Genomic DNA, 6,792 nt, shown 5'->3' with positions numbered 1-6,792 from the left:
TTGCCTTCAAGCCCTCCGCACATTCCCTCACGAGCATGCACTGCCTGTCAGCTATACACTTCCGCCACTACGGCGTGTTTGGGACTTTCACCCTTAAGTTCGGAGCGCTGCCAAGCGCACAAAAATAGCAAATAAAAAAGGAATTTGCTATTTTTTGTAGAAATATATGTAAGAGATAAATTTAATAAAGGAGTGATTGTTATTGAAGAAAATTATGCTACAGCGTACGAAACCGTATGTATTACTTTGCTATGAGGCCCTATTCCGGTACCTCCTCCCACAGTATAGAGAAAACCAAACGCTCCAGGATGAATATGCGAGTTACCTAGCTGGTTATCGTGGTGAGCGAAATACGGATTACATTGTCTCCACTTATCCTCACAAAAACGCCTATATTTATCAAGGAATTCGCTTGAAGACTGGGCCATTCTTTTATCAAATTGATACGTTAATTATAACCCCATCATTTCTACTCATTATAGAAAGCAAAAATTTAAAAGGACAGCTTGAATATAACCCTAACACTAGGCAATTAGCCCAGGTGGATGGTAACCAAAAGAAAGCTTCTAAAAATCCGATTTTACAGGCAGAAACACAAAAAAGGCACTTAACTGCGTGGTTACAACAGACTGGGTTTCCACCAATTCCCATTAACACACTTGGTGTATCTACAAACCCCTCTTCAATTCTTACTTATTTAGACGAAACTATTTCACCTATCAACTTCATACAACTTGAATCCCTGCCAAGCTTGTTGGATCAACTTTACGAAACCAACACCAAAACCATATACGATCATACAACTATACGAAAACTCAATAAACGTTTACTAAAAGAAAACACTCCACAAAAACCTAATCTAATTAAACAATACAATATTACAGGCCGTCATTTTATTAATGGAATTAACTGCAATCATTGTAATTTCTCACCACTGCTCTATAAGAAACGTAAGTGGGTTTGTCAAAATTGTGGAAAAGAGGATGCTAAAGCACATGAACAAAAAATTTTAGATTATTTTTTGCTTTTTGAACCAACGATTACAAACCAAACATGTCGAGAAATTCTTCAACTTAAGTCCGCTAAAGCAACAAGACGCATCCTCTATTCAATGAATCTTGAATTTACCGGGAAAAATTATGGCAGAAAGTACCATAGTCCCCCATCAGAAAAATTCCCCCAAGATTCTTTTTTACCAATAGGAAAACAATCTATATTTAATGATTGAATCCATGTTTAGGTTCATATTCTTCCAAGGAATATGAGCCTTTTTAGTTCTACCTTCAGGTTCTTTTTGCAGCAACTTTTTTTATGTAATCTGTAGGACTATCCCCCTCTACTTTGGTGCCACCTCTTTCGGGCTTATCTTCTCCTCACTCGCGCTCATCTTCCCTCTCCTCTCGGGCTCATCTCCTCCAACCTCGGGTCCATCTCTCTCCATCGGACTCACCCCTTCAAACAAGCTCATCCCCCCAACTAAAAAAACGCACCCCTCTCCCTGGGTGCGTTTCCCTCTTCTGCATACCTCCCATGCAATAAGAAAATACTTTTTCTTAGCCAAGACCTTGCTCCTTACGTTAAGTACTCTCCTACCATTCACCTCCTTAAGAGGATGATGATCATTGCATGTACTTGTTTATACTGAGGCTCCCGTTTCTTCGGTTTTGTATTTTTTTCGGGTTGCTTCTCCTCCTCGTAAATGTCGGATAGATTTGTGGTATTCTAGAATTTCTTTTACCTTTAGAGCTAATTCGGGATTTAGCTCTGGTAAGCGTTCTGTTAGATCTTTATGAACTGTGCTTTTGGAAACACCAAATTCTTTTGCTATCACCCGGACGGTCTTTCTTGTTTCTACGATATGCTCTCCGATCCTGATAGTTCTTTCTTTGATGTAATCGTGCACACCTTTCGCCTCCCTATGTTGAATATTTCTGAGGTGTCATTCCAGAGACTAGGTGATCCGAAAAATGAATAGTGGTCATTTTTCGACTGTCCACCTTTACAATACGTAAAGAATGGATGTTCCGTGGCTGTGACGTCGATAGCTAACAGGTACTTAGTTACATATATGGTATAAATTGGAATTTATATAATGAAAAGACGTTATGTTCATATGTATGTATACGTTTTAAATGCATTGCGATTTTATGTGTTAGGTTTATATGTAATCAAGCAAATACGATGTGTAATAGAAGAGCCACATAAGCTCTCACCTCAGACTTACTGAATGCTTGGTTTGTAACATTTTATTAACGGATGGGGGGGATTATGATTAAAATTCCATTTAATCGCAAGGGGGACAAGATGTTTTTTAATTTTAGTTAGAAAATTCCCCCATTTACCATTAACAGGCATAAAAATAACCAAAAGTACACGAGGCACTTTTGGTTATATATGAAAGGATTCAGCTTATTATGCTATCAAAATTATATTAGTCGACGGTACCATACTCAGGATCTGCAGTTACTGAACTAACCGGTTGAATTATCGTGAAGAGAACTATAAAACTTAGAAATAGGCAAAAGCTTAACTTTTTAATATTCTCCATTTTATTCCCCCTCTCGTATAAGACATTACCTTCAAAAGCTGAATCCTATCATAACCCAATTAGAGATTTTGCATGGCTGTCATCGGTAACCTGCTAAAGAAATAGTCACTTCTTTCCACAAACATTCTACAAGCTTCTGATAAAATGTTCTTATCCTGTTTCGCTAGTCCCATATAGTACATCTTAAACGGACTAGTCGTATAAATATCCTCTAATAACGTAATTGCCTTCTCATTATTTCCTTTAGCAATTTCTAAATGCGCTTGTTCACTTATATCGTCGGTGATAATGCCATTTGGCTTACGAAAATGTGCAGCTAAAAATGGAATGGAAAAATTCTCTATTTGACGGACATAGCCCGTAAGATTGTTTTGCTTAGCTATTTTCAATGCTTCCTTCATATGGTACATACCCTGGTAGTACGTATCAAATGTGTAAGATAAACCTAAATTCATATGAAGGCCAATTTTAGTTGGGGAACTATTTGTCTGGTTCAATGCACGAAACGCATATTTCCTTGCAATTATTAATTCATTTCGCTTCCAATAATAGAAAAATAGTTTTTGATATAGTCTCAAGTTTAAACAGGAAAGCATGAAATTATCTTGAATTGGTTCAAACAGTTCATATTGCTTTTCTAAGAAGTTACCAATCTTACCAAAATCCATTTGGAAAAAATAGGTATCTATAATGGTAATTTCTATTAAGCATCTTAATTCAGGATCTGACGTTTTGATTTCCTTCAACCTAGCTCTCATTTTTCCCATACTGGAAGACTCATTCATTCGACGTTCTAGCATAATTTGATATACTTCCGCCCAGGTTTGGTTAGAGGCATCATTGGATAGTGAGTTTTTGGCAATTAATATTTTTAGATCCTCAAAATATCCATTAATATATAGAAACTCCATTCCTTTTTTCTGAATCTCTTTGGAGGACGTTTGTAAGCAAAATTTTCTAGTTAATTCTAACACTTTTTGCTCTTCATGTTCTTGGGAAAGTAATAAGATAACTTGTCCGATTGTTAATTCTGGACTTTCTACCATTGACGCCATGTTATCTGCTAGGAGATTTAGGTTTCCGAAGCTCATTTTTGGTTATTCCACCCTTTCAAACTTGTACGATATATCACATGTTATCTATGAATTAGTACATTTCTTGGTAGAGTTAGTATTTATGCAATATATTAAATCTAGTATTTTTTCACTAATTCATATTACCATACATTCAAGTGAAAAAGGGTCGTAATCGTTCGACATATTTTTCAGGAGAAATGATGATTTATCGGATATTTTAGCGATAAATAGGGACTTTTTATATAGAAATATTACATAATATTGCAGCGTTTTTTTGCAATCGTGTTAAATCTGCATTTATAGGAAAAATTTACTAGTTAGATTGATGTTACTGTAGTGGATAAGTAGGAGGGGTAGACAAAGGATTTATGGTACAAATGAGGAACAAAACCCTTGCTTCAGAAATATATTAGCACTTAGTTCGGGGGTGACATCTGTTTAGGGAGAACCTCGCAATTTATTCTTTGGGCTTTATCAGAGCACAAGCACGACATCTACTTGAAAATGCCTTCGCAGTACCTACTTTGTTCCTGGCGGCTGCTCAAGCCAAACTACTACATAGGCAATCCTCCGTGCATCCCCGCTCCGAGGAAGCCCACTATGTAAACATTGCTAGTAGACTCGTGGTCCATCCCGGGGTATCTGAGCGTGTGTCCACTTTCGACTACACCTATATCCGGAGCTAGTATCTTGTATCCTTCCGTTTTACATTAACTTCTTTTAATTGTGTCCCTGTCCCATCAGCCTGAAAGACTGTTATACTTCTTATCTTCTAAAAAGAAAAAGAAATCCTAGCTTGTTAAATTGCTAGGATTTCTCTTCATTACTCCTCTGAGTCAGAAGATGAATCAGGAGTATCTTCCGGTGAATCTTCGTTATCGTTTTCGTTTTCGCTATCATTTTCGTTATCGTTTTCTGCTGGTTGTTCCTCATCCACATTTTCAGAATCTACTTCTTCAGATGATGTACTAGAAGTATCTTGCTCTTCGGAAACATCCTCTGATTTGCCTTCATCCAGCTTACTTACAGGTTGGTTGAAGAATGCTTCAGGGTTAAATACTTGATCATCTTTTCTAATTTCAAAATGTACATGGGTACCATGGTTTTTACCGAAGTGGTTCTCTCCAGCAGTACCAATTACATCACCCTGCTTGACTTCATCCCCTGCTTCCACACCAACTTCTCCAAGACTAGCATAATAAGTTGTCACGTCATTGTCATGTGATAGAATGACAACATTTCCTAGTAATGGATCTTCCTTCACTTCCATAACGGATCCACTAAGTGCTGCCAATACATCAAATGCCTCACCGTCTGGATAAACGATGTCAACACCTGTGCTTTGATAATAGCGGTTGTTATGAAGGATCAGTGCACTTTCTTGATCTTCTTGGGATGCATTGTAATCAAAGAATTTCGTTACGATTTCTGCTTGTTCCTGATCGGCAACAGGCATCTTGATAACTTCTTGATTTTCCATTACAGGCTGTGCATCCTCATGTGGATTCGGATTATAATCATCACTTAATTCTTGGTCATCCCCAGCCTGTGGTAATTGATTGTCCATATTTTGATACCAAACTACTACTGCTAGTAAAATTGCAGCAATCGTTAAGTATACAGCAGGGAAAAACCATTTTTTACGGAAAATACTTTGCCAACCTTTTTTTGGCGCTTTGTTTTCCTCTTTCATCTAACATCACCTCAACAACCATTCTGAACAGAAAAGGAAAAAACTATACATTCTCTTACACTTTTTTTGTTTTTTCATGCATTTTTCGTTTCCTTTTGGGGATATTAAGACATTTACGTAGCAGAAAAAGGGGAGTTATGAGAGTTTCATATCCAATTCTTCAGCTATTTTTATGTTTAGTAGGTACTCGAAGCAACAAGAAAATGAGGGAATCGGGTAAGAAAAAAATGACTATAGAAGTGTTTTTTACTAATAAGCTTACTAAGCACTTCCAATAAAAAACCCAAATAGACATAGACTGAGCTATACTATTTGGGTTTCGTACTTTTGATTAATTAAATATGCTTAACTATTATCTAAGTCAGGCTCTTTTTCTTCTTCGATACCAGATAAATCCTCCGGTACCAGCACCTACTAGAAGAATAATAGAGATAATCACTCCAGGTAAGATTGAAGATTTAGAATCAGGCTTAGACTCTATAGAAGAGCTTGCTACCTCTTCTATATCGCTACTTGCCAACTCATTTTCTTCCTCATCTTCGGTAGAATCCTCTTCTCCAGATTCCTCAGATTCAGCTTCCTGTTCCTCCGTTGAAGACATTTTAGACTTTTCTTCTTTCTCTTCATTTGTTTCGGATTGCTTGTCTACCTTCTGAGCAATTTCTGTTTTATTGTCCTGAGTCACTGATGATGGTTTAGATTCAGGTTTAGTTGAATTAGATGCCTCTTGCTTCGGTTTAATAGTTGTTGTGGATGTTTCTTGCTTTGGACTTGTGTTGGTTGATGTTTCTTGTTTCGGTTTGGTATTTGTTGATGTCTTTTGGTTTGGTTTCTTGCTTGGGTTGTTCTTTTGGTTGGGTTGGTTTTGGTTCTTGTTTTGGTTCTTCCTTAGGTTGAGTTGGTTTAGGTTCTTCTACTTTTTGAATGTAGACCGTTAATATGGAATGTCCATATGGGTGTTGGGGTGTTCCCATTTTAAATTCCTGACCGTTTTGCGTTACAGCCATAGTTACTGCACCGACAAGCTGAAATGTGTTCGTTTCAGCAAAATAGTAACCTTGAATTCTTCCTTCACATGGGCCACTAGCTTGAGCCCTATTATCCCAATCATGTTTATTTGAAATAATAGTCATTTCACATTTCCCAGGTTGTAACTCTTCAGCACCTACTATTGCAGGAAGTATACTAATCATTAATAAAACTGCTACTGACTAGTAACAAAATCTGTTGCCTACAAAATTGTTAATATCTCAAGGAATTATTTATAAAAAGCTATTATTAAAGCCAAATTATCTCTATAAATTATTGCAGGTGGTGTTAGCTTTCGCTGGTACACCCCAATTAGCACCAATCAAAACCACCAGTGTGAACTGGTGGTTTGCTCTGCGGCTGGAAGCCTCTATTACCGGCCTCGGCCTTAAAGGCCCACCGAACAGTTTCCCTTCTGCACCACATTCACTCACTGATTCTAAAGA

8 protein-coding genes are annotated in these 6,792 nt (G+C 37.3%); 2 read left to right on the top strand and 6 right to left on the bottom strand.

The features are described 5' to 3' along the window. Positions 1-202 precede the first annotated feature (202 nt). On the top strand, positions 203-1,228 hold the full coding sequence (locus tag AAIB49_RS18955; RefSeq protein WP_343458952.1) for a nuclease-related domain-containing protein: 1,026 nt from the start codon (positions 203-205) through the stop codon (positions 1,226-1,228). A 108-nt stretch (positions 1,229-1,336) separates the two neighbouring features. Here AAIB49_RS18955 and AAIB49_RS18950 read toward each other — a convergent pair whose 3' ends face one another. The 6 genes from AAIB49_RS18950 to AAIB49_RS18925 all read right to left on the bottom strand — a co-directional run bounded on the left by AAIB49_RS18950 (position 1,337) and on the right by AAIB49_RS18925 (position 6,510). Then, entirely contained in the window at positions 1,337-1,561 is a 225-nt protein-coding gene (locus AAIB49_RS18950) for a hypothetical protein (protein ID WP_343458951.1), read from the bottom strand. A gap of 75 nt (positions 1,562-1,636) precedes the next feature. After that, a complete protein-coding gene (spoIIID, locus tag AAIB49_RS18945; protein WP_186868352.1) occupies positions 1,637-1,903 on the bottom strand; it encodes a sporulation transcriptional regulator SpoIIID in 267 nt (88 codons plus the stop codon). A gap of 704 nt (positions 1,904-2,607) precedes the next feature. After that, on the bottom strand, positions 2,608-3,639 hold the full coding sequence (locus AAIB49_RS18940; protein WP_343458950.1) for an AimR family lysis-lysogeny pheromone receptor: 1,032 nt from the start codon (positions 3,637-3,639) through the stop codon (positions 2,608-2,610). A gap of 808 nt (positions 3,640-4,447) precedes the next feature. Beyond that, positions 4,448-5,317, bottom strand: coding sequence for a stage II sporulation protein SpoIIQ (gene spoIIQ, locus AAIB49_RS18935; protein WP_343458949.1), 870 nt, complete (start codon positions 5,315-5,317; stop codon positions 4,448-4,450). 361 nt (positions 5,318-5,678) lie between these two features. Next, positions 5,679-6,002 (bottom strand): hypothetical protein, encoded by a 324-nt coding sequence (locus tag AAIB49_RS18930; protein WP_343458948.1) that lies wholly within the window; start codon positions 6,000-6,002, stop codon positions 5,679-5,681. Positions 6,003-6,054: 52 nt separating this feature from the next. After that, on the bottom strand, positions 6,055-6,510 hold the full coding sequence (locus AAIB49_RS18925; protein WP_343458947.1) for a hypothetical protein: 456 nt from the start codon (positions 6,508-6,510) through the stop codon (positions 6,055-6,057). A 34-nt stretch (positions 6,511-6,544) separates the two neighbouring features. Between AAIB49_RS18925 and AAIB49_RS18920 the strand changes: the two genes are divergently transcribed. After that, a partial coding sequence (locus tag AAIB49_RS18920; RefSeq protein ID WP_343458946.1) for a hypothetical protein occupies positions 6,545-6,792 on the top strand: 248 nt, incomplete at its 3' end.

Source organism: Ornithinibacillus proteolyticus, assembly GCF_039581225.1.
Taxonomy (GTDB): Bacteria; Bacillota; Bacilli; order Bacillales; family Amphibacillaceae; genus Ornithinibacillus; species Ornithinibacillus massiliensis.
Note: the sequence above shows the minus strand (reverse complement) of the source record. Positions and strands in the feature narration are given on the sequence as shown.

What these genes read in the sequence shown, in the direction of transcription:
- AAIB49_RS18940 (WP_343458950.1), bottom strand. Translation starts at nt 3,639, where the DNA reads ATGAGCTTCGGAAACCTAAATCTCCTAGCAGATAACATGGCGTCAATG.
- spoIIQ (WP_343458949.1), bottom strand. Translation starts at nt 5,317, where the DNA reads ATGAAAGAGGAAAACAAAGCGCCAAAAAAAGGTTGGCAAAGTATTTTC.
- AAIB49_RS18925 (WP_343458947.1), bottom strand. Translation starts at nt 6,510, where the DNA reads ATGATTAGTATACTTCCTGCAATAGTAGGTGCTGAAGAGTTACAACCT.